Consider the following 19,895-nt stretch of genomic DNA (forward strand, 5'->3'; position numbering starts at 1 on the left):
ATTGGCACGCACACCCGATAAGCAGGCTTCTGAAGACGGAAATGGGCATGAACTCAGCCTCTCCGAGGAATTGCTGGCAGAGACGTACGATGTTTTGCGCCGCATTGCCTCCCGGCAGATGAACCGCCAGCGCCCAAGCGCAACATTGAACACGACCATGATCGTGCATGAAGCATGGTTGAAACTATCCAACGACAGTGACCGTCGCTTTGCCGACCAGGACCATTATTTCGCAACCGCCTCGCGGGCCATGCGGCAGGTTTTGGTCGATCATGCGCGCCGAAAACTTGCCGAAAAGCGCGGGGCGGGCGCAGCGCACGTCAACATAGACGACCACCAGATTCCGGATCATTCCCCTGAGACGCAGCTTGTCGATATCGATACAGCTCTGGCGGCTCTGGCTGAAAAAGCACCAGACCTTGAGCGCATTGTCGAATGCCGCTTCTTTGCTGGCCTTACAGTCGATGAAACAGCTCGGGTGCTTGGTCGATCCGTTCGGACTGTCGAGCGCGACTGGGCGAGGGCGCGCACTTATCTGGCAGAATATCTGGGCCCAAAGACCTGAGCACAGAGATATCCGGTCGCCCATGAGTGTTTGGACAAGCATATGTATTTTTTTGGCGGATGTTGCGAGTCCGCTGCGTACTTCCTTGTGGGACGGACGGACGCGGACCACTTTTCACGGTCCGACAACTTGTAATCGGCGAAGGACGGCGGGACACTCGGTATTGACCAGAAAGGCACGCCTTGAAAATCGACGCGTTTTCAGATTGGAGCCGTGTGGACGCGGCATTCACGGCGGCACTTGAGCTGCCTGAGAGTACTCGTGAAGCATGGCTGCAAAACGAACTATCGGACGCTCCCGATATGCTGCGCTTGGCAACAAGACTACTGAGGCGAGAACGAGAGAGTCAGACAAGTTTTGATGAACTCACGTCCCTCCGCGACATGGTTCTGTCCGACATCGCGGCGGGTATGGATGACCCGTCTGGAGACCCGAGGATCGGCGCGCGTTACGGGCATTGGCGCGTTGTTAGACGTATAGGATCCGGTGGCTTGTCAGTCGTGTACGAAGCCAAGCGCGCCGATGGTCGCTATGAGCAAACGGTCGCCCTGAAGGTCATTCGCGGCGGCATGCAGAGTGCCGACATCATTCGGCATTTCTTGAGAGAGCGACAGATACTGTCTACACTGGATCATCCCGGCATCGTGCGTATTCTTGATGGCGGCGAGACCGCGACGGGCGCGCCTTGGCTAGTGATGGACATGGCGCTCGGGCAATCCATCACGTCCTATTGCGATACGGCGGGTCTTGGCCTCTTTGCACGCATGTCATTGGTAGCAGACGTGGCTGACGCCGCCCAATCTGCGCACAGTAAGCTGGTCGTGCACCGTGACATCAAGCCCGACAATATTATCGTCTCGCGCGATGGGCACGCACGCCTACTGGACTTTGGTGTTTCCAGTCTCGCGGATGGGGTAAATGATCCGGGCGGCATACATGCGATGACGCCTGAATACGCTTCGCCGGAGCAATTGAGGCTGGAGGCGACGTCTACCGCCAGCGATATTTACCAGCTTGGACGTGTCCTGGCAGAACTCTGCGAACCCTTTTCACAATCCGCAGACGTCAAGGCGGTCATCGCCAGAGCAACCGCAGATGTCGCAACGGTCAGGTATTCCTCCGCTGCGAGTTTCGCAAATGATCTGCGACGCGTTATTGACGGAAGAGCGCCTGAAGCGAAGCCTGACACCCGGCTGGAAGCAAGCTTGCGACTCATACGGCGCAACAAGATACTATCGGCTCTGTCAGCGGTGCTGCTCGCCGGCCTCGCGGGCTGGGGAATAACACTCTCCATATATACAAAAGAAGTGGAGCACCAACGGACTGTCGCCATTGCCGCCGCAGACAGGGCCGACAGAGGCAAAGGCGTTCTGCTCGATATCTTCCGTCGGCTCGACCCCCTTGAGCAGGATGGAATTAGCTCCAGTGTGGCAACATCCGTCAGTCTTCTCGAGCCGACGGTCAGGGATGTGCGCGAACGCTTGCCCGATGACCCGGCCCTTCAGGCAGAGCTGATCGGTTGGGTTGCCCGCGCCAAGGAAAGATCAGATGAAACTGACGAAGCGAACGCGCTGGCGAGCGAAGCTGTCGCCCTTCTGGCATCTTCGGGAGACCGAACTTCTACGACTTATGCCGCCGCACTTGCGTATCGCGGGGCCCTGGATATCGATCTAGGTAACCGCGAAGAGGGCGAGACCTTGATCAAAGAAGCGCTGACCATAGCGCGATCTGCTCCCATCTCCGATGAGGAAGCGCTCGATACATTCCTGAGCGCAGCCTGGTCGAAAGGCAGCGACTGGATTTCACTTCGGGCCTTGTTTGAGGAAGCGCTTCCCCGAGCCCTTGCCACAGGTTCAGTCGAAGCGGAGATCGAAGTGCGCTCAGGTCTTGGCCGCGCGCTCGGTGAGCTCGGTGAACTGAGTGAAGCTGAAGCCCAGATCAGCCAGGCAATCGCTTTAACCGAAAGTATCTATGGCGCCGATCACCCGCGACTTGCCCTTCCGCTTTCAGATATGGGACGCATACTCAATGATATGGGGAGATCAGAGGAATCTATCGCGACCCACCGTAGAGCACTCGCAATCTCAAGTGCGGCCTTCGGTCCAGACAATTCCTCAACGCTGTCTCACCAAAACAACCTGGCGCTCGCCCTCCTCGGTGCGGGAAGATCGGATGAGGCGATCACCTTGTTTGAGATGAATCTCGCATCACGCATACGTACAGAAGGTGCAGATTCGCTTGATGCAGGGGAATTGCTTCAAAACCTCGCCGTGACGCAATCTCAAGCAGGGCGCGTAGAAGATGCTCTCGTTTCGCTTGCACGGGCAGAAGCAATATTTGATGTCCGTTTGGCTGAAGGGAATCCGCGGCGGGCCTTTCCGGCGCTTACGCGTTCAGCAATATTGCTTGATATGAAGACCTATGGCGAGGCCGAGCGAAATGCCCGGCGAGCATATGATATTCTGTCAAAGACCCTTCCAGCAGGCCACTATGCCACGGAAGTTGCCCGTTGCCGTATAGGCATGGCGCGACTGGGTCTTGGCGACAGGAAAGGCGCACGTTCCTATTTGGAGCCATCTCTCGCAGCGCTGGCCAGTCAGACGGGAGCGCCTGCTGCCTACGTCGAAGCCTGCAAGGCGGCCGGGCGCGAACTTGAACTGCCTGCTGCCCAATAAATCTTAGCGGTCCTCCCTCTACGGCTGTGCGAGAGATACAGATCCATGCGCTGCTCTATCGTTCCGATGCAGGCCAGCCTTCGAACATAATTCGGTGGATTTCAGAAATCGTCAGAGGATTCTTCCAACTGATACCAATGTCCGCATGCTCAGCTCCCGGCCCGTAGGATCCAGACTCTTCAAAGCGAGAATCCTGAGGCTGAAATACGTCAGTCTTGGAGCCGTCACGTGCGGTACCGTTCATGCTTGTCCAATGTTCCTTATGGATATGAGCGTCCATATAGCAATCAATGAAGGAAGCCTGGCCAACCGCATTCGGGTCTGCGTACCGGCCATCGGGGAATCGTGTGGTGGGATGCCATGGGCGCGCAAGGGCGACAGATCCATCCGGCACGCCCTCTTCGCGTGTCAGGCGCGAACGATAGAATACAATGCCTACCGGGTCAGACAATTGGGTGGAGGGCGCCGCGATAAAGGACTGGAAGTCTTCTGTGATGGAGGGATCGGAACGGCGTCTCGATTCTATCGTGCTGTCCTCGATAAGCAGCTGGCCGTTGCCAAAGATGAAGTCCACGTTGCCTGAAATGAAACTGTTGCGAACGAGCGCCCGTTTCCCGTTGGCAAAAACCGTATCCTGATACCCTATGAGGGCAGTATGGTTGAAGAATACGCGGTCGCTATGAATATCCAGCAGCAGCGCAACGCCTTGAGAGTTTGAAACCTTGCGGGCGTCTTCTGATGGCAAAGCATCGTTCGCGAGATAGTCAAATGTGTTTTCGACAGTAATGCCCTCTACGGTCACCTGGTCTGCATTGACTGTCAAAGTCGCAGAGCCGGGCGTCCCCCAATTTGCGCGGTGATATTTTCCAGCTGTTTCTGCTACAGCATCAAAATGCAGTCGTGTTTCTTCAGCACCCTGTCCGCGAAGAAGCGTTTTTGCGCGATCTATAGTGACTTTCTCATAATAGGCACCCGCAGCGACCTCGATCTCCACCCAGTCAGAAGGATTGTCGCGCTTAGCCGCATCCAGCGCATCCTGGATGCCTGAATAGCAGTTTGCAAGTTCCCCGCAGGAGGCCCGTACGAGATATTTCTCGTCAGGCGAAATTTGAACTGATGCGCACCCTGACGCAAAAACAGCCAGAACCATGCTTTGCAGCCATCTCATTCGCCAAACTCCAATTTATTGTTCATTCACCCACCGGGTTCATTCGGCATCCGTGAGGAAAGTATCCACCAAGTCTGCGACCTCGTTCACGTAAGGATCAAATAGCCAGAACGTATGGGGCACATTGCTGAACTCAAAATACTTCGCGCGAATTCCATAGCCCTCAAGTGCGGGCAGCACTTCTTCCTTACCGGCCGTAAAGCGTGCCTGCCCGCTGCTGATGATCAATGTGGCAGGCGAATGGGCGCTAACATAGCTCGCCGCACTCGCCGCTTTCCAGTGATCCGTCGCCTTCTCCATTTCGCCTCCGAGCCAAAGCGCGGCAGGTGAATTGCTACCAGCAGCATTCTCGTGCTGGAGCGCAAGCGGCGTCATGAAGTCAAGCACACCGTCGAGATCAATCAGAGCACTGACATGCGTGTCGTCATCCGGATTCGACTTGAATGTGTCATTGTCGGATCCGTACGCAATGAGCGCCGCCATTTGACCGCCTGAAGACCCCCCGCCTAAAACAATCTGGCTCGGGTCTATCTCGAATTCACTAGCGTGCGCCTTCACCCATAGAATGGCGTCATTGATGTCGACCAGACCCGCCGGATATTTGGCTTCTGGAGCCAGGCGATATTCAGGTAGAAAAACGGTGTAGCCACGCTGGCTGAGCAGGTTCGCCAATGTGTAGAAATGAGATTTATTACCCGAACGCCAAGCGCCGCCGTGGACCAGCACTATTCCACGACTCTTTGCAATTTCTGCTGACGGGATGAACACATCCAAATGTAATTCACGGTCACCGACCAACTTGTAGCGCCTATCGAAAGCGACTTCCTGACCTGCCGTAAACTGGACGGTCGGCCAGCGCAGATCCGGGTACTCCTCATAGTAGGCATAGTACCGCTGGGACACTGTATAACTGTCATCTACAGGTATTGTGGCGTCTTCATGCGCGCACGCGGAGCACAGAAGCAACGAGGTCAATATCCCAAGGACAGGCGGTCTCATTCGATTTCCAATCTGTACTTGCCTTCGCTGTCGCACCGCGAGATCGCCACTGAAAACTATCCGATGAAATCAACCAGTCTTCAGCGACGGTCTCGCAGCACGCCAGAACTGCGCACTATACTAGCTGGCTAGTATTTGTAACGCACGCCAAAGAACCATTGTGCGCCAGTGTGAGAGTATTCACGCGTAAGGTCCTGATCGCCATAACCTGTTCCATAGATGCGCTCGACTTCATCCGAAATGTTGATGCCTTCGAGGCTCAGCGAGATATGATCCGTCAGGTTATAGAAAGCCGCGAGATCTACATGCGTTGGCCCATACTTCCTCTCTTCGACGTGCCCATTGCCACCCGGCGCGCTTAGCAGATAGTCATCGCGCTTATTGAGTGACACCCTTCCCCCGAACTTGTCCTGATCGTAATAGAGCGTGACGTTATAAGAGTTTGGTGAGAGCCCCGTGGAATCGTCGGCCGAAACATGGGTATAGTTCGATGCAATGCCTAGGTTCGACATCCAGCCCGGCAGGAAGGTGAACGGCTGGTTATACGTCAGCTCGAAACCCTGAACGCTATTGCCTTCATCACTGTTGACCGGGATCGTGAACGTGTACGGAACGAGCGCGGGGTCAGCATTATAAGAAGGATCATATTGCGGGTCGGCATACATTGGCCTGCCCCTCAGCAGTGGTCCACCAGATTTGTTAGCCCGGCGGTTTCAAGGTAGCAGCGTTCATGCTGCCACCTCCCCATAGTAAGGCGGCATGAACGCTGCGGGCAAGATGGCTTTTGGGGCGGGTGGCTTGTAGCCGAGGGATGAGTGCGGCCTTGCGGTATTGTAGTGGCGCCGCCAGACCTCGATCAGGATCTTCGCCTCGCGCAGATCGAAGAAGATTTCCCTCGCCAGCAACTCGTCGCGCAGCTTGCTGTTGAAGCTCTCGCAATAGCCGTTCTCCCAGGGTGATCCCGGTTCAATGTAAAGCGTCTTCACGCCGATCCGGTCGAGCCAGTCTCGCAAGGCTGTCGCGATAAACTCGGGACCATTGTCGGACCGTATGTGTTCAGGTGCACCGTGGCGGACGAACAGCTCTCCCAGCGTGTCGAGGACATCCCGTGAGTTAAGCTTCCTCTCAACTCGGATGGCGAGGCACTCCCGGGTAAACTCATCGATGACACACAGCATACGGAACACGCGACCATCATGGGTGCGATCCTGCACGAAGTCATAGGACCAGACATGGCTTTTGTGTGCCGGTCTCAGCCGCACGCAAGAGCCGTCATTCAGCCAGAGACGGCCGCGTTTTGGTTGTTTCATCGGCACTTTCAGCCCCTCTCGTCGCCAGATGCGGTAAACCCGCTTCTCGTTCACATGCCAGCCGTCATCCCTGAGCAAAGCTGTGATCCGGCGGTACCCATATCGGCCGAACCGTTCGGCCAGTCGGGTGATCGCCGATGTCAGGGCATCCTCGTCGTTTCGCCGGGTATGTGGTTTGCGCTGGGTCGATCGATGCTGGCCGATCACACGGCAGGCCCGGCGTTCGGAGATGCCAAGCCCTTCCACCACGTGATCGACTGCAGCACGACGACGCGAAGGGCTTAGAACTTTCCCCGCACGACTTCCTGAAGGATCTGGTTGTCCAGCGTCAGATCGGAGACTGCGCGCCGAAGCCGGGCGTTCTCCTTCTCCATATCTTTCATGCGCTTGGCTTGGTCGACCTGCAGGCCGCCATACTCTTTGCGCCAGCGGTAGTAGGTCTGTTCCGTCACACCAACGGCCCGCGCCGCCGAAGCAGCTGTCTCACCCCGGGCCAGGCGAACCTCCACCTCCCGCAGCTTCGCAATGATCTCTTCAGGCTTGGCTCTCTTGCCCATGTCTCAACTCCATAATCGGAGCCGGGACTAACTCAAATACCGGACCACTTTTTCGGGGGCAGACCAGCGGCAGCTCTGACCGATTCGACGGAAGAGCGGATCGCCGCCAACAACCGCGTCGATCAGCTGGAGAAACTCAGGAAGAGTCTCGAAGAGACGATGCAAAAACTGGATAAAGCGGAAGCTGAATCCGGCCCTCTTCGCAAGATCGCTGCTCTCGTGAATGGCGATAATCCGCTGAACCTCAAGCTCGAAACCTATGCGATCGGGGCCATGTTCGATCGCGTGCTTGAAGCCGCCAATCTCCGGCTCGGCCCAATGACCTCCTCCCGATATCAGTTGGAGCGCGACATCGAAGGCGGTCGTGGCAGCCGCGGCCTCGGCATCCAGGTCTTTGATGTGCACACGGGCAAGTCGAGAGGAACCGACACGCTGTCCGGCGGCGAGACTTTCATCGCGGCGCTCGCCCTTGCACTGGGTCTCGCTGATGTTGTCGAATCTGCAAGCGGCAAAGTCCGTCTCGATACCATTTTCATCGATGAGGGATTCGGAAGCCTCGACACCGAGAACGGTTCAGGCACCCTTGATCAGGTCCTTAACGTCCTGAACAGCCTCGTCAAACAATCCCGCGCCGTCGGCCTGATTTCGCACGTCCCTCTGGTCCAAGAAGCTATTCCGAACGGGTTCTATGTCCGCAAAGGACTTTTGGGCAGCACGGTTGAAGAGAGGAGCACGATCTGATGGCAGCTCGACTTTCCAGAAGGCGTTTTCATACTCGCCGCTTGAGCTGCGGTAGGGTGGTATATGTTCGAGAATGCTGGGTTCTGCAGGAGCGTGGTACCAGTGAGAGGAAACGTAGCTATCGTCACCCTTGCCCCAAATGCGGAGCGGAGATCATCAGCGTCCACATGCCAAATGGTGGTTGGGCGCACTTCGAAGGACAGTCGGGGCTTTCAACGATCAAGCATCCGTGCATGCATGTTGGTGAAACCACAGGCCGGGGTGAGGATGATTTGACGCTAGATTTGTTCGATAAGGAGTACGACTATGCCGAGATACAGAGACATCGACGGTGACTCAGGAATACTAAGCTATCAGTACGGCGAAGACTGGATAACGGTCGAGTTCGAGCGTGGTGCACAAAGGCACTACAAATACACATACGCTAGCGCCGGGCCTTTCCACGTTGATCGTATGAAGACGTTGGCAGACCAGGGCGATGGCCTGAACTCCTACATCAATAAGAATGTAGCAAAGTCGTACGAAACAAAGTGGTAGAGATAAGCACCGGATAGTTCCTGCCAGCAGGCATCACGAATACCTGCTCTCAGTACTTCGCCCGACTTGCTCATCTGCAAATGCTTTCTGAGCGAATTCTAATGTCCGCTTTCGCGGATTTTCCGGTCGAATCGAAAGACAGCAACGTGGACTTCTATGCCGACCTGAGCGCAGGTGTCCGACATGGACGTAATCGACCAAATCCGCCGCAGGATCGTGAAGGCCCTGGAACTGACTGAGGATGCTAATGAGCAGGCAATCCGAGCGCAGCACCCTGTTCTTGAACCTGAGGACCGCCTCCGGGAGATCCAATCTCTCGGCGGCCTTCTCGACAAGGCAAGATCTCACTGCGACAAAGCCGAGACCGCCATGCTGAAGTATATCCGTTTACAGAGCGAATAGACTGGACTGCAGACCAATTCCGAGCATTGGTGTGAGTGTCGCGGACGACACCGCGAACGCCCGCCAGGTCACCGGGCCTTCGGGTCGTGGAAGCGCTGATCGCTTCCTCAGACCTGAAAGGAATTCCGATGACAAACCGCAAATCCACCCGCGCCGTTCAGAGAACCAAAGCCAAGGCTTCGAAAGCCGATCAACTCAAAAGCCTTCTCACCAAGCCAGATGGCATGACCGTCGAAGCACTCTCCACAAAACTAAGCTGGCAGACGCACACAACGCGGGCCGCCCTCACCCGCCTGAAGCAGGCCGGGGTCGGGGTGGAAAAGCTCGATCCCTCAGAAGGCTCGCGCCAATCCCGCTACCGTATCGTCGGAGCGAAGAAATGATGCCCGCGGCCGAGGTTCAGGCTCTCTCGCGCGCCGACCTAGTCGATCGGTACGAGCGGCTACTTGAAGCACTACCGCCGAAGGGACTGAGCACGCCCCTTCTCCGCCGGATCGTCGCCTTCGAAACCCAGGCCGCTGAACGCGGCGCCCTGGGCCATCGTCTCAGGAAGCGGCTTCAGTCGATTGCCGATAAGGAAGGAGCAATCAGTCCTGCCTTCCATCTTAAATCCGATGCCCGACTCGTCCGTGAATGGAACGGCGTCTCACACGTTGTCGATCGGATCGAAAATGGCTTCTCCTACCGCGGCAAGACCTACCGCTCGCTCTCTGCCATCGCGAAGGAGATCACCGGCGCCAAGTGGTCCGGCCCGCGCTTCTTTGGACTGAAGGGGGCGGCATGACAAAGCTCGACCGCCGAACCATCCGCTGCGCCATCTATACCCGCAAGTCGAGCGATGAGGGCCTCGATCAGGCCTTCAACTCACTCGATGCGCAACGTGAGGCCTGCGAGAGCTACATCTCCAGCCAGCGGCATGAAGGTTGGAAACTGATCCCCGCACATTATGATGACGGCGGACTATCTGGCGGCAATCTCGATCGCCCAGCGCTTCAACGACTTCTGAAGGACATCGCCGACGGTAAGGTCGACCTGGTCGTTGTTTATAAGATCGACCGGCTCACCCGGTCGCTGGCGGACTTTGCCAGACTGGTCGACCGGTTCGATGCCGCGGACTGCTCCTTCGTCTCGGTCACCCAATCGTTCAACACGTCGACTAGTATGGGGCGGCTCACCCTCAATGTGCTGCTGTCGTTCGCCCAGTTCGAACGAGAGGTCACCGCCGAACGCATCCGGGACAAGATCACGGCCTCAAAGAAGAAAGGCTATTGGATGGGTGGTCTGCTCCCACTCGGATATGACCGACATCCGGATCCGAAAATGCAGACGCTTGTGATCAACGAGGCGGAGGCAGAGATCGTCCGGGATGTATTCCTTTTTTATGATCAGCATGGTTGCCTGCGTCAGGTAGAGCAGGACGTCATCGCTCGCGGCTACAGGTCCAAGCGCCGGACCTTCAACGACGGAAAGGTGACGGGTGCGAAGCCTCTCAGCCGCGGACAGATCAACTTCATACTCCGGAACCCGGTCTATATTGGCCGCATCCGCCACAAGCAGGAATCCCATCAGGGACTGCATGAAGCGATCGTGGATCAGGATCTCTGGGATCGTGTTCAGAAACAACTCGACCGGAAGTCGCCGGGGAAGTTCCGCACCCGATCCAGGTCGGGCGCGTTGCTGACCGGCCGGATATTTGACGAGACGGGCGACTTCCTGACGCCGACCCACTCCCAGAAAGGCAGCCGCCGATACCGTTATTATGTCTCGGGTCGGTTGCTGGCGGGATCACCGACCGATGCTTCCGGCTGGAGGCTGCCGGCAAAGCAGCTGGAAGATGCCGTGCGTGAGACGGTCTTCCGGTACATCGACAGTGATGTGTCTCGGGTCCTTAGCTGCCCTACGCCGTCATTGCTCGAAAGCCTGAAGAACAGTCTCGGTAAGTTATCGCGGAACATGGCTACGGATTTTGTCAATCGGGTTGATGTCTCTGCCGGGCGGCTGAACATTGCGCTGTCTCCAAATGCGATCGCTGATTGGCTTGGGGTCCCGGAAGAAGAAATTGACAGTACCCGGCTTCGGCTTGAATCGCCGTTTAGCATCAGGCGGCGCGGGAAGGAGTCGAGGCTGGTGTTTGGGATGATCCATACGGCGCCGGATCCGAAACTGATCCGGATGATTGCCCTCGCGCATTCCTGGCTGGAGGAAATTAAATCCGGCGTCCTCATGAAGGACATTGCTGCACGTCATGGGTGGAAGACGCTGATGGTCCGGCAGCGCATCCAGCTGGCGTTCCTTTCACCCGCAATTGTCGGAGCCATCCTGGAAGGTAAGCAGCCTGAGGGACTCACGCTAACGCACCTCGTGACGTCTGACATTCCCCTGGACTGGGATGAGCAATGGACCGCGCTGGGGTTTGAGCCGGCTCCCTGATACCCGCAGTGCCGTTCCCTGTTCTCCGAAATCATTTCCCTGTTCGACTTCGGAAAATTCCCTGTTCCTGAAGTAGGGAATTGTCCCGAAACCCACTGATTTTACGTGTGTTTCTAGGCGCGCTGCGGGGCGTTTCCCTGTTATTTTGCCGAGTTTCCCTGTAAATCGCGGGATATCAGGGAAATCCGACCTGAGGGTACTGTTGCATTTGGCGATTGGAGACGGCGGCAGATTTCGGGCGCGAAATCCACCCTGTTCCGGAAACGGAAACGAAGCCTTGGCGCCAAAGCCCGCGGTGTGTGGGGCTTTGCGCGCAGGTGGGTGTAGTTTTCTCTGATCTGCGGTCTGGCTGGCGGAGAGACAGGGATTCGAACCCTGGGAACCCTTGCGAGCTCACTAGTTTTCGAGACTAGCCTATTCAACCACTCTAGCACCTCTCCGCGCCTTGGTGGGAAGCGTGCTGACCTATACTGGCTTCGAGAGGATTTCAACTCCCTGAAATCGTCTGAAGATCACATTTGACAGCAGGTCCGGTTTGGTGTTTACCCCCCCATTCAGGCGCGGACCGGCGACGGTTTCGCGCGTATTTCATTTTGATTTCATGCCGGAAGGATGAGACCCATGTTCGCGGTCATCAAGACAGGTGGCAAGCAGTACAAAGTTGCCGAAGGCGATACGATCGTCATCGAGAAACTAGATACTGAAGCCGGTAAAGACGTGACGTTCGACAGCGTCCTCATGCTTGGAAGCGGCGAGTCCGTTACGGTTGGCGCGCCCCTTGTGGCCGGCGCCACTGTTTCAGGCGAAATCGCCGTACACATGCGCGGTCCGAAACTGATCACGCGCAAGAAGCGCCAGCGCCAGACATATCGCCGGACAATCGGCCATAAACAGCACCTGACGACCGTGACCATCACGTCGATCAATGCTGACGGAAAGGCACCAGCGAAGAAGGCCGCTCCCAAGAAGGAAGCAGCACCGAAAGCTGAAGCTGTTGCACCAGCAGAAGCCCCTAAAGCGGCACCAGCTGCTGAGGCTCCAGCGTCCGCCCCAACGGGTGCCGCTGACAACCTTAAGAAAATGACGGGCGTAGGTCCGGCACTCGAAAAGAAGCTGAACGGCGCAGGCATCACGACTTTCGCTCAGATCGCAGCCCTTTCCGAGGCCCAGATCGCCGAACTCGAAGAGCAGCTGAGCCTCTCGGGCCGTTTTGAAAAAGACGGCTGGGTCGCGCAGGCCGCCGAACTCGCCAAGGACGCATAAGGGCGATATAAGCCCTCAGACAGGATAAGGAGCGCACAATGGCTCACAAAAAATCAGGCGGCTCGTCACGTAACGGTCGCGACTCGAACCCGAAATACCTTGGCGTCAAGAAATATGGCGGCGAGCATGTCATTCCGGGCAATATCATCGTGCGTCAGCGCGGCACCCAGAAATGGCCTGGCAAAGGCGTTGGCATGGGCAAGGATCACACCCTGTTTGCGCTCGTCGAAGGCAATATCGAGTTCGCCAAGAAGGCCGGTGGCCGCATGTACGTAAATATTGTACCGCTCGCGAACGCAGCAGAATAGCGGCTGACAGCGCGGCCGCGGGAACGTGGCCGGATCGCAAAAGTCGATCATTCCGAGGGGAGGCAGGCCACTGCTTCCCCTTTTTCTTTGCCCTCCCCTGCCCTTGTCCTGCCCTGAGGAGGCGACGATGAGTGAAGAGTTGCAGACGGAGCGGCTATTGCTGCGCCCCATTGGGCCCTTGGATGCAGGCCCAATTACCGAGCTCGTGCAGGACCCAAGAGTCTATCGCATGCTGGCCCGCGTCGCGCCGAACCAGTCCAAGGCGCAGACTTTGGCTTGGATTTCCGGCCAGGATGCAGCAGCGAAAGCGGATATGGAGCATGTTCGAGCCATGGTTCTTGAGGGCAAACTCGTGGGTGTCATCGGCGCAGACCGTAAGTCCGAACGGGCGCCCTTCACGATTGGCTATTGGCTTGCGCCAATGGCTTGGGGCAAAGGCTTGACGACCGAAGCAGCTAAAACCCTGCTCTCATGGCTGGAGCGCCGGGGCGAAACTGCCTTCCTGTCAGGTCACTTCGTTGATAACCCAGCCTCGGGACGCGTCCTTCACAAGCTGGGATTTATGCGCGCCGGCCGAAGCAGGTTGTTTTCACTTGGCCGGGGTGAAACTGTTGAACACTTCGACATGGCGCGCCTCGCGCGAAACGCGTAAGAGAACCCGATGAAATTCCTTGATCAGGCCAAAGTTTATATAAAGTCCGGTGGTGGCGGAGCGGGATGCGTCTCGTTCCGGCGGGAGAAATATGTCGAATACGGTGGCCCTGACGGCGGTGATGGCGGGCGCGGCGGTGATGTATGGGCTGAAGCGGTCGATGGCCTAAACACGCTGATCGACTACCGTTACCAGCAACACCACAAGGCAAAACGTGGTGGCCATGGGATGGGCAAGCAGCGGACAGGCGCCAAGGGCGATGATGTCATACTCAAGCTGCCTGTTGGCACGCAGATCTTTGAAGAAGATCAGGAAACCATGGTCGCTGACCTGACAGAGATCGGTCAGCGCGTTCAGCTCGCCAGCGGTGGTAATGGTGGCTGGGGCAATCTCCGTTTCAAATCCTCAACCAACCAGGCTCCGCGCCGGGCCAATGCCGGCGAGGAAGGCGAGGAACGCTGGCTTTGGCTACGTCTCAAACTGATTGCGGATGCCGGGCTGGTGGGCTTGCCTAACGCCGGAAAATCGACATTCCTGAGCGCTGTCACGGCCGCGACCCCAAAGATCGCCGACTATCCATTCACAACACTCGATCCCGGTCTTGGTGTTGTTGACCTGGGGCCAAATACACGATTCGTCCTTGCCGATATTCCGGGCCTGATCGAAGGTGCGGCCGAAGGCGCCGGCCTTGGGCACCGTTTTCTCGGTCATGTTGAGCGCTGTAAAGTCCTGCTCCACCTCATCGATTGCACACAGGATGACCCGGCAGGTGCCTACCGCACGATCCGCAAGGAGCTGGAAGACTATAGCCCCGAGCTGACGGAGCGCCCCGAAATCGTTGGCCTGAACAAGATTGACGCGCTTAACCCTGAACTCGTGGCAGATCAGCTGAAACAGCTAAAAAAAGTTTACAAGGGTAAGCCAATGCTCATTTCGGGTGTCACGGGCGAAGGTGTCCGCGAAGCCTTGTTTGCCATCGTAAAACACCTCGGTCTGCAGGCCGAAGCGGAGGCTGACGGTGTCAGCGAGGACGGAACATGGGCGCCCTGACTACTAGCCTGCGTCGGTTAGTGATGATGATGGGGTTCGGTGTTGATCTTCCCGCACTTACCGCATTTCACGACCACGCCATGCGCGTCATGATGGGCGACGTTAATCATAAGCTTGGTCTTGCACGCGCCGCATCGATAGGTTTCGTCGCCGCCGCCTTCGCGAACGGGCGTTCCGGCAGTGTGCTCAAGCACATCGGCACGGGCTGCGGCTTCAGGCGAAATCAGGATCATGTCGAATTGGGGCATCGGGTCGGCCTTGCACGTAAAGGGATAAATCTGATTGCCCACACAGCACAGCGCGCACCGAAATGCCAGTCTCTCATCATGACAGGCTGTGCAGTATGACTGGCGACAGTTTCCGAACCGCAAGACGCATCGTTGTCAAAACCGGATCCGCCCTTATTGCCGAACACGGCAAGGCTCGCACCGATTGGCTGGCGCGTCTCGCCGCCGACATTTCAGACCTGCGCGCGCGCGGCAAGGATGTCATCCTCGTCTCGTCGGGAGCCGTGGCACTGGGACGTGTGGACCTGGGGTCTCCCACGCCTGCCAGGCTGGACCAGAAACAGGCGGCCGCCGCAATCGGCCAGCCACGCCTTATGGCCGCGCTCGCCGGCGCTTTTGCTTCCCATGACATTACGGTTGGGCAGGCCCTATTGACCCTCAGCGATACCGAAACGCGGCGGCGCTGGCTGAATGCGCGCGCGACTCTGGAAACTCTGCTCGACGCGGGCATTGTTCCGGTGATCAACGAAAACGATACGGTCGCGACGGATGAAATCCGCTATGGAGACAATGACAGGCTGGCAGCGCGTGTCGCGCAGATGATGGGGGCAGACCTGCTCGTGCTCCTCTCAGATATTGACGGCCTCTATACCGCCGACCCGAACACAGATCCGCAAGCCATCCACATCCCTGTTTTGACAGAACTTTCAGCTCAGCATGATGCGATGGCGACTGGTGCCAACGCCGCCACTGGTGTCGGCTCAGGTGGCATGGTGACCAAGCTCGCAGCGGCGCGTATCGCCCATGCGGCAGGCTGCTCAACTATCATTACACGCGGAAACCGCGAACATCCCCTAGGCGCCATCGAGGAGGGTGCCTTATCAACGCTGATCATCGCTAATACCACGCCCGCACGCGCGCGCGAAGTCTGGCTGATGGGCCACCTGAAACCTGAGGGCACAATTGTGGTTGATGCTGGCGCTGCGCGGGCGCTTCAAGGGGGGGCGAGTCTACTCGCTGTGGGCATTAAGGGGGTTCTGGGCGGGTTCGAACGCGGGGCTGCTGTGGCCATCAAAGCTGAAGACAGTCCCATAATCGCAAAGGGCGTTACGTCCTATAGCTCCGCCGACATCCTGCGGGTTATCGGTCTCCAGAGCGACGAAGTGGAGGCCGCCCTCGGCTTTCGCGGTCGACCCGCAATCATCCACCGGGATGACATGGTGCGGGTATGACGCTGATAGGTGAGCCGATCATTCGGCTGGCCACGCGCGACGATCTGGCCGGCCTGGTCCGGATCGAAGAGGCTTTTCCCGAAGAGGACCGCTTCCCACGACGTAGCTGGCGCCGGCTACTAGGCGGCAACACAATTGCTCATGTGGCAGAAGTGAACGGAACTCTTGTCGGGGCCGCCGTGTTGCTCCTGCGAGACGGTAGCGCGATAGCGCGTCTGTATACGCTTTCGGTCAGCCCTGACATGCGTGGTAAAGGTCTAGCACGAAAGCTCATGGCGGTCGGCGAAGCGGCCGCTAAAGACAAGGGATGCGAACGGATGCGACTAGAAGCGCGCGAATCAAATCACAATGCTATTCTACTTTACGAGCGCAGCGGATATCGCGTAATTGCGCGCGTTGCAGGCTACTACCCTAATGGAGAGACCGCAGTGCGGATGGAAAAGCCCCTTGGCATGTCCGTGAGTGAAAGCCGATGACCGACTGGGTTATCCTCGTTGAAACGGCGAGCGACATTTCACAGGCCGAGACACCTCACAAGGTGCTTCGGGTGAGCGACTATATCTCCAAACCCGCCCTATTTGCCGGTCGCCGTCCCTACATCCTCAACCTTTCGCGGTCCTACGCCTACCAGTCTGAGGGCTATTACGCATCGCTTCTGGCAGAAGCGCGTGGACACCGGGTCAGCCCGAGCGTGCAGACCATGGTGGAACTGTCGGCCAAGGGACTTTACACTCACGCCCTACCCGACCTGGGCGAACGGCTGCGCGAAGCGCGCACCAAGGGTGCACCGGAAATTACCAGCCTTTTCGTCGCCTTCTCGAAATCGGAAGTCCCCGGATACGAAAAGCTAGCACGTGAAGTGTCAGATTGGTTTCGCACACCCGCTCTTGAGGTCGAGTTCGACGAGACCACACCGAGCGGCATCGCGCGCGTTCGTATCGTCTCCCCTCACAAGCTAAAGGATACCCGTCGGGCCTTCTTCCTGGATGCAATGGCTACCTATACGAGCGGTCGTGTCAGCGCGCCAAAGACCAAAGCGCCGGCGAAGTGGTCGCTTGCCGTTCTGGTCGATCCCAAAGAGCAACACGCGCCGTCAAAGCCCGCATCGATAAAACGCTTCGCCGATGTGGCTGCCAAGATGGGCGTTGAAGTCGAACTGATCGAGCCATCGGACCTCACTAGCGTAGCGGAGTTTGATGCCCTCTTCATCCGGGCGACAACATCCATCGACAATTTCACCTATCGGTTCGCCCGACGCGCCGAGCAGGAGGGCATGCCGGTCATTGATGATACGCACTCGATGATCCGCTGCACGAACAAAGTCTACCTGAAGGAAATCCTCGAAAAGGCGGGCCTGCCCATCCCGCGCACCGAAATCCTTGATGAGAAGTCAGACCTCATAGCAGCGTTCGCCCGGCTTGGGTCCCCGGTTATCCTGAAGACGCCCGACGGTTCCTTTGGCAATCACATGGTCAAGGCAACCACGCTCGAAGAGCTGACGACGGCTGTCAAAGGCATGTTCGATGACACAGCTCTGGTGATCGCGCAGGAATTCATCCCAACCAAGTTCGACTGGCGTATTGGCGTACTCAACGGCGAGCCCATGTATGCCTGCCAGTATCGCATGGCACGGGGACACTGGCAGATCATCAAGCACGGCCCCGGCGGTAAAACGAGTGAAGGTGGGTTCACCACACTACCTATAGAGGACGCGCCGCCCGAAGTCGTGGATGTTGCCGTGCGGGCTGCGCGTCTGATTGGCGACGGTCTTTACGGTGTGGACCTCAAGGAAACCGACAATGGCGTCGTGATCATCGAGATCAATGATAATCCCAGCATCGACCATGATGTCGAGGGCGCTGTCATGAAAGATGAAATCTGGCGCCGTATCATCTCCTGGTTTTCCACGCGCCTTGAACAGCGCATGGGCCGGGTCAACTGATCCTCAGAACTTGAAGGCGCCCGAGCGAAGGGAGTCATACCTGTCCTGCGTGAACGGAACATATTCCTTTCGCTCAGGATGATACATCCAGATCGGGTCGGTCACTTCGTCAATATCAAACGCTTCCTTGACCAACTCTACCTTCCGATACTTGAACGTTCCCGTCGTCTCCGCATCCCGCTGAACACGGATGAAGAGTGGTATGGCATAGCTCGGCAGCTTCTGACTGAGCGCTGCATATATACCCTCGAAATCGACATCGCCATCCATCGTGATCGCCGCCATACCCGCCTTGCCGTCATAGCCGGGCAGCGGAACGCCATAGACATTTGCGGTCGCAACGCCCGGAATCCCTGAGAGTGCCTCGCCAACTTCATTGGTAGAGACATTCTCGCCCTTCCAGCGGAAGGTGTCGCCGATGCGGTCGACGAAATAGATGTAGCCGTCCTTGTCCTTGCGCATGAGGTCCCCGGTCCGAAACCACATGTCACCCTTTTCGAAAACATCCCGCAGGATCTTCTTCTTCGTCGCCTGCTCGTCATTATAGCCTTCGAAGCGGTTGCGGATATCCTCGCCAATACGGCCCAAGGCCTCGCCGGCCTCGTCGACATCCGTCCGTATGCAAAAGCCCTCCGGTCCTCGAATTGGCTCCTCGGTCTCAATGTCGAATTTCACAAAGGCGATGTGCGCGAACTGCTTCTCCAGCCAACCGGGAATACGACCGACTGCGCCAATCTTGCCGTCAAAGTTGAGGAAGCTGACATTGCCCTCTGTGGAGCCGTAGAACTCACACAGGTGGTTGATGTTGAACCGTTTCTGAAACTCGGTCCACACTTCGGCCCGCAGGCCATTGCCGAAACCGGTGCGGATCTTATGGGAGCGCTCTTTGGGGTGTGGCGGCTGGTTCAGCAAGTAGCGGCACAGCTCACCAATATAGACAATCGACGTGGCCCCTTCGTCCGTGGCGTCATCCCAGAAGGCACTGGCGGAAAATTTGCGCCGCAGGATGATACATGCCCCCGTCATCAGCGCCTGACCGACACCGCATAGGCCACCCGTGCCATGATAGAGCGGTAGCGTGAGATAGATCCGGTCGCGTTCGGTAATATGGCACGGCGAAATGAAAGTGCGCATCATGCCCTGTGTGCGGGCCTGTGTCAGTTTCGCCGCCTTGGGCAGGCCCGTGGTTCCGGACGTGTAGACATAAAGGCAGAGATTGCGCCCGCGAAGCGCACCGCGGTATTCGCGCGATGGACGCGTAGCCGACACGCCCTTGATCGCCGCTTCGAGGTCATTGCCCTCGGATCCGCCCAGTGACCAGACAGCGGGTGCCGAAGTGAACAGACCCACAGAAGCCTTGATGGCGCTGTCCTGATCCGTGCCGGTAATGATGCGTTTGGCATCAACAATATTGATGCAGTGCGCGAGGGCCTCGCCTTCCAGGTTTGAGTTGATGAGTGCTGTGACAACGCCGATCTTCGACATCCCATACCAGAATGCCACATAATCAGGTCGGTTCTCCATAAAGAGGGCGACGCAATCACCGGCCGTAAGCCCCTGCTCCAGCGCCCAATGGGCAAAGCGATTGGCCCGCGCCTCGAACTCGTCATATGTGGTCAACGTGCCTTCGAACCGGAACGCAACATTGGTGCCGTGGCGGTCGACAACATCTTCGACATCATCTGCCACCAATCGTGCTGAATCGGGGCTGATATCCTTTGTCCACTTGGTCAGGCCCCGAATGGAGCGATAAAACTGCGCCTCACGGGCCAAGACGGATAGGAAGTTCATGAAAAGAGTCATCCTCGCTGTGGGTCAGGTGCTTTATAGCCCATGG

20 protein-coding genes and 1 tRNA gene are annotated in these 19,895 nt (G+C 57.5%); 14 read left to right on the top strand and 7 right to left on the bottom strand.

Translation table 11 applies throughout. From position 1 onward, the window contains the following. The first annotated feature begins 1 nt into the window (after position 1). Both HY30_RS17255 and HY30_RS17260 read left to right on the top strand, forming a co-directional pair. Positions 2-565 carry an ECF-type sigma factor gene (locus HY30_RS17255; protein ID WP_034743740.1) on the top strand — a complete coding sequence of 188 codons (564 nt, stop codon included), beginning with the start codon at positions 2-4 and terminating at the stop codon, positions 563-565. A gap of 182 nt (positions 566-747) precedes the next feature. Beyond that, on the top strand, positions 748-3,240 hold the full coding sequence (locus tag HY30_RS17260; RefSeq protein WP_155839402.1) for a serine/threonine-protein kinase: 2,493 nt from the start codon (positions 748-750) through the stop codon (positions 3,238-3,240). 55 nt (positions 3,241-3,295) lie between these two features. On the opposite strand, the gene HY30_RS17265 is transcribed toward HY30_RS17260, so the two are convergent. From HY30_RS17265 to HY30_RS17280, 4 genes are all read right to left on the bottom strand, one after another. Continuing rightward, positions 3,296-4,408 carry a pectinesterase family protein gene (locus tag HY30_RS17265; RefSeq protein WP_034743747.1) on the bottom strand — a complete coding sequence of 371 codons (1,113 nt, stop codon included), beginning with the start codon at positions 4,406-4,408 and terminating at the stop codon, positions 3,296-3,298. Positions 4,409-4,447: 39 nt separating this feature from the next. Beyond that, positions 4,448-5,311 carry an alpha/beta hydrolase gene (locus HY30_RS17270; RefSeq protein WP_206741500.1) on the bottom strand — a complete coding sequence of 288 codons (864 nt, stop codon included), beginning with the start codon at positions 5,309-5,311 and terminating at the stop codon, positions 4,448-4,450. 224 nt (positions 5,312-5,535) lie between these two features. Next, a complete protein-coding gene (locus HY30_RS17275) occupies positions 5,536-6,072 on the bottom strand; it encodes a TonB-dependent receptor domain-containing protein (RefSeq protein ID WP_034743753.1) in 537 nt (178 codons plus the stop codon). 63 nt (positions 6,073-6,135) lie between these two features. Then, positions 6,136-7,274 (bottom strand): IS3 family transposase gene (locus HY30_RS17280; protein ID WP_241765771.1). Its coding sequence is split into 2 segments (ribosomal slippage): positions 6,136-7,016 and positions 7,016-7,274, totalling 1,140 coding nucleotides; the frame shifts between segments, so codons are not numbered across the junction. A 159-nt stretch (positions 7,275-7,433) separates the two neighbouring features. On the opposite strand from HY30_RS17280, the gene HY30_RS17290 reads away from it, so the two are divergent. The 5 genes from HY30_RS17290 to HY30_RS17315 all read left to right on the top strand — a co-directional run bounded on the left by HY30_RS17290 (position 7,434) and on the right by HY30_RS17315 (position 11,384). Next, positions 7,434-8,015 (top strand): SbcC/MukB-like Walker B domain-containing protein, encoded by a 582-nt coding sequence (locus tag HY30_RS17290; protein ID WP_034743762.1) that lies wholly within the window; start codon positions 7,434-7,436, stop codon positions 8,013-8,015. A gap of 720 nt (positions 8,016-8,735) precedes the next feature. Then, positions 8,736-8,954, top strand: coding sequence for a hypothetical protein (locus tag HY30_RS17300; RefSeq protein ID WP_034743768.1), 219 nt, complete (start codon positions 8,736-8,738; stop codon positions 8,952-8,954). A gap of 86 nt (positions 8,955-9,040) precedes the next feature. Next, a complete protein-coding gene (locus tag HY30_RS17305) occupies positions 9,041-9,337 on the top strand; it encodes a DUF3489 domain-containing protein (protein ID WP_155839404.1) in 297 nt (98 codons plus the stop codon). After that, positions 9,334-9,738 (top strand): DUF2924 domain-containing protein, encoded by a 405-nt coding sequence (locus tag HY30_RS17310; protein WP_034743774.1) that lies wholly within the window; start codon positions 9,334-9,336, stop codon positions 9,736-9,738. The genes HY30_RS17305 and HY30_RS17310 overlap by 4 nt, the downstream gene beginning before the upstream one ends. Further along, positions 9,735-11,384, top strand: a complete 1,650-nt coding sequence (locus HY30_RS17315; protein WP_034743777.1) for a recombinase family protein — start codon at positions 9,735-9,737, stop codon at positions 11,382-11,384. The genes HY30_RS17310 and HY30_RS17315 overlap by 4 nt, the downstream gene beginning before the upstream one ends. 350 nt (positions 11,385-11,734) lie before the next feature. Here HY30_RS17315 and HY30_RS17320 read toward each other — a convergent pair. Further along, positions 11,735-11,824 (bottom strand) — tRNA-Ser (locus HY30_RS17320). 181 nt (positions 11,825-12,005) lie between these two features. Between HY30_RS17320 and HY30_RS17325 the strand changes: the two genes are divergently transcribed. The 4 genes from HY30_RS17325 to obgE all read left to right on the top strand — a co-directional run bounded on the left by HY30_RS17325 (position 12,006) and on the right by obgE (position 14,657). Further along, complete coding sequence (locus HY30_RS17325; protein WP_034743779.1) at positions 12,006-12,647, top strand: 50S ribosomal protein L21; 642 nt, start codon at positions 12,006-12,008, stop codon at positions 12,645-12,647. A 38-nt stretch (positions 12,648-12,685) separates the two neighbouring features. After that, positions 12,686-12,955, top strand: coding sequence for a 50S ribosomal protein L27 (rpmA, locus tag HY30_RS17330; protein WP_034743782.1), 270 nt, complete (start codon positions 12,686-12,688; stop codon positions 12,953-12,955). Positions 12,956-13,082: 127 nt separating this feature from the next. Beyond that, a complete protein-coding gene (locus tag HY30_RS19545) occupies positions 13,083-13,607 on the top strand; it encodes a GNAT family N-acetyltransferase (RefSeq protein ID WP_051615654.1) in 525 nt (174 codons plus the stop codon). A gap of 9 nt (positions 13,608-13,616) precedes the next feature. Then, positions 13,617-14,657: a GTPase ObgE gene (gene obgE, locus HY30_RS17340; protein WP_034743785.1), complete on the top strand. Its 1,041-nt coding sequence runs from the start codon at positions 13,617-13,619 to the stop codon at positions 14,655-14,657. A 17-nt stretch (positions 14,658-14,674) separates the two neighbouring features. Here the strand turns inward: obgE and HY30_RS20730 are convergent, their stop codons facing one another. Continuing rightward, positions 14,675-14,905 carry an MJ0042-type zinc finger domain-containing protein gene (locus HY30_RS20730; protein ID WP_162176972.1) on the bottom strand — a complete coding sequence of 77 codons (231 nt, stop codon included), beginning with the start codon at positions 14,903-14,905 and terminating at the stop codon, positions 14,675-14,677. An 86-nt stretch (positions 14,906-14,991) separates the two neighbouring features. On the opposite strand from HY30_RS20730, the gene proB reads away from it, so the two are divergent. Genes proB through HY30_RS17360 form a run of 3 tightly spaced genes read left to right on the top strand, consistent with a single transcriptional unit; the run spans position 14,992 to position 18,058 of the window. Further along, positions 14,992-16,116, top strand: a complete 1,125-nt coding sequence (proB, locus tag HY30_RS17350; protein WP_034743956.1) for a glutamate 5-kinase — start codon at positions 14,992-14,994, stop codon at positions 16,114-16,116. After that, complete coding sequence (locus HY30_RS17355) at positions 16,113-16,592, top strand: GNAT family N-acetyltransferase (protein ID WP_034743793.1); 480 nt, start codon at positions 16,113-16,115, stop codon at positions 16,590-16,592. Before proB ends, HY30_RS17355 begins: the two co-directional genes overlap by 4 nt. Next, positions 16,589-18,058 (top strand): RimK family protein, encoded by a 1,470-nt coding sequence (locus HY30_RS17360; protein WP_034743796.1) that lies wholly within the window; start codon positions 16,589-16,591, stop codon positions 18,056-18,058. Before HY30_RS17355 ends, HY30_RS17360 begins: the two co-directional genes overlap by 4 nt. A gap of 3 nt (positions 18,059-18,061) precedes the next feature. On the opposite strand, the gene HY30_RS17365 is transcribed toward HY30_RS17360, so the two are convergent. After that, positions 18,062-19,849, bottom strand: a complete 1,788-nt coding sequence (locus tag HY30_RS17365; protein WP_034743799.1) for a long-chain-acyl-CoA synthetase — start codon at positions 19,847-19,849, stop codon at positions 18,062-18,064. Positions 19,850-19,895 lie beyond the last annotated feature (46 nt).

The sequence above is a fragment of the Hyphomonas chukchiensis genome (assembly GCF_000682695.1).
GTDB lineage: Bacteria > Pseudomonadota > Alphaproteobacteria > Caulobacterales > Hyphomonadaceae > Hyphomonas > Hyphomonas chukchiensis.

Bases quoted from the DNA above. Each gene is read 5' to 3' on its own strand.
- HY30_RS17265 (WP_034743747.1), bottom strand. From the start codon at position 4,408: ATGAGATGGCTGCAAAGCATGGTTCTGGCTGTTTTTGCGTCAGGGTGC.
- HY30_RS17275 (WP_034743753.1), bottom strand. From the start codon at position 6,072: ATGTATGCCGACCCGCAATATGATCCTTCTTATAATGCTGACCCCGCG.
- HY30_RS17290 (WP_034743762.1), top strand. From the start codon at position 7,434: ATGCAAAAACTGGATAAAGCGGAAGCTGAATCCGGCCCTCTTCGCAAG.
- HY30_RS17300 (WP_034743768.1), top strand. From the start codon at position 8,736: ATGGACGTAATCGACCAAATCCGCCGCAGGATCGTGAAGGCCCTGGAA.
- HY30_RS17310 (WP_034743774.1), top strand. From the start codon at position 9,334: ATGATGCCCGCGGCCGAGGTTCAGGCTCTCTCGCGCGCCGACCTAGTC.
- HY30_RS17315 (WP_034743777.1), top strand. From the start codon at position 9,735: ATGACAAAGCTCGACCGCCGAACCATCCGCTGCGCCATCTATACCCGC.
- HY30_RS17325 (WP_034743779.1), top strand. From the start codon at position 12,006: ATGTTCGCGGTCATCAAGACAGGTGGCAAGCAGTACAAAGTTGCCGAA.
- rpmA (WP_034743782.1), top strand. From the start codon at position 12,686: ATGGCTCACAAAAAATCAGGCGGCTCGTCACGTAACGGTCGCGACTCG.
- HY30_RS19545 (WP_051615654.1), top strand. From the start codon at position 13,083: ATGAGTGAAGAGTTGCAGACGGAGCGGCTATTGCTGCGCCCCATTGGG.
- obgE (WP_034743785.1), top strand. From the start codon at position 13,617: ATGAAATTCCTTGATCAGGCCAAAGTTTATATAAAGTCCGGTGGTGGC.
- HY30_RS20730 (WP_162176972.1), bottom strand. From the start codon at position 14,905: ATGCCCCAATTCGACATGATCCTGATTTCGCCTGAAGCCGCAGCCCGT.
- HY30_RS17355 (WP_034743793.1), top strand. From the start codon at position 16,113: ATGACGCTGATAGGTGAGCCGATCATTCGGCTGGCCACGCGCGACGAT.
- HY30_RS17360 (WP_034743796.1), top strand. From the start codon at position 16,589: ATGACCGACTGGGTTATCCTCGTTGAAACGGCGAGCGACATTTCACAG.
- HY30_RS17365 (WP_034743799.1), bottom strand. From the start codon at position 19,849: ATGAACTTCCTATCCGTCTTGGCCCGTGAGGCGCAGTTTTATCGCTCC.